This window comes from Paenarthrobacter sp. TE4293 (assembly GCF_050435325.1).
GTDB classification, from domain to species: Bacteria; Actinomycetota; Actinomycetes; order Actinomycetales; family Micrococcaceae; genus Arthrobacter; species Arthrobacter nitroguajacolicus_C.
Window position 1 is genome coordinate 1 of the sequence record NZ_JBNJRY010000018.1, and the last position, 1,325, is coordinate 1,325.

Annotated in this window: 1 pseudogene; it reads right to left on the reverse strand. The window is 62.8% G+C overall.

The window, feature by feature from the left end:
• A pseudogene (locus tag QF015_RS21555) lies at positions 1 to 1,325 on the reverse strand (pyruvate dehydrogenase (acetyl-transferring), homodimeric type); the annotation flags it as partial.

A 1,325-nucleotide genomic window follows, 5' to 3' on the forward strand; every position in this document is an offset into this window, starting at 1 on the left:
CCGGCGGCGGTGAAGGCTGCGACGGCGCCGGCTTCGTTGATGCCGGGGTGGATCAGTTGTCCGGCGGGTGATTCTTTGTAGGCCAGGACGAGGTCGCGGTCCACGGAGAGGTAGTTCTGGCCTTTGGGGTTGTAGATTTTCGCGGTCGGGAAGAACGCGTCCATTCCGAAGGTCCGGGATTCGTCCGGGACGACGGGCACGAACCGGGCTCCGAAGTTTTTGTCCCGCATGAGGTCTTTGAGGAGCCGGACGAAGGCCATGGTGGTCGCGGCTTGTTGTTTGCCCGAGCCGCGTTTGGCTACCTCGTAGGACTTGGTGTCCGGGAGGGTCACGGGGGTGTGGGTGCGGCGTCGTTCGGGCACGAACCCGCCCAGTTCTGCCCGGCGGTCCATGAGGTATTTGATTTCCGGGGCGTCCATGCCGGGGTGGTAGTACGGGGGCCGGTAGAGGTCAGCGTCGAGCTGTTCATCGGTGATGGGGATCCGGAGGTGGTCACGGAAGGCTTTGAGGTCTTCCATGGTCAGTTTCTTCATCTGGTGGGTCGCGTTGCGGCCCTCGAAGTGCGGGCCCAGGCCGTAGCCCTTGACCGTTTTGGCCAGGATCACGGTGGGTTTGCCCTTGAACTCGGTCGCTGCCTTGTACGCGGCGTAGACCTTGCGGTAGTCGTGACCGCCGCGTTTGAGGCCCCAGATCTGTTCGTCGTCCAGGTCCGCGACCATGTCCTTGGTCTGCGGGGACTTACCGAAGAAGTGTTCCCGGACGAACCCGCCGGACTCGGCCTTGTAGGTCTGGTAGTCACCATCGGGGGTTTCGTTCATGATCTTCACCAACGCCCCGTCCTTGTCCGCTTCCAGGAGGGAGTCCCACTCGCGGCCCCAGACGACCTTGATCACGTTCCAGCCCGCACCGCGGAAGAACGCTTCAAGTTCCTGCATGATCTTGCCGTTGCCGCGCACCGGGCCGTCCAGGCGCTGGAGGTTGCAGTTGATCACGAAGTTCAGGTTGTCCAGGTTCTCGTTCGCGGCGAGCTGCAACAAACCACGGGACTCGGGCTCGTCCATTTCCCCGTCACCAAGGAACGCCCAGACCTGCTGGTCACTGGTGTCCTTGATCCCACGGTTCTGCAGGTACCGGTTGGACTGGGCCTGGTAGATCGCGTTCATCGGGCCGATACCCATCGACACGGTCGGGAACTCCCAGAAATCCGGCATCAACCGCGGGTGCGGGTATGAGGACAGGGCATGGCCGGCCTTGGACTTTTCCTGACGGAACCCGTCCAGGTCCTCTTCGGTGAGCCGGCCTTCCATGAACGCCCTGGCGTACAT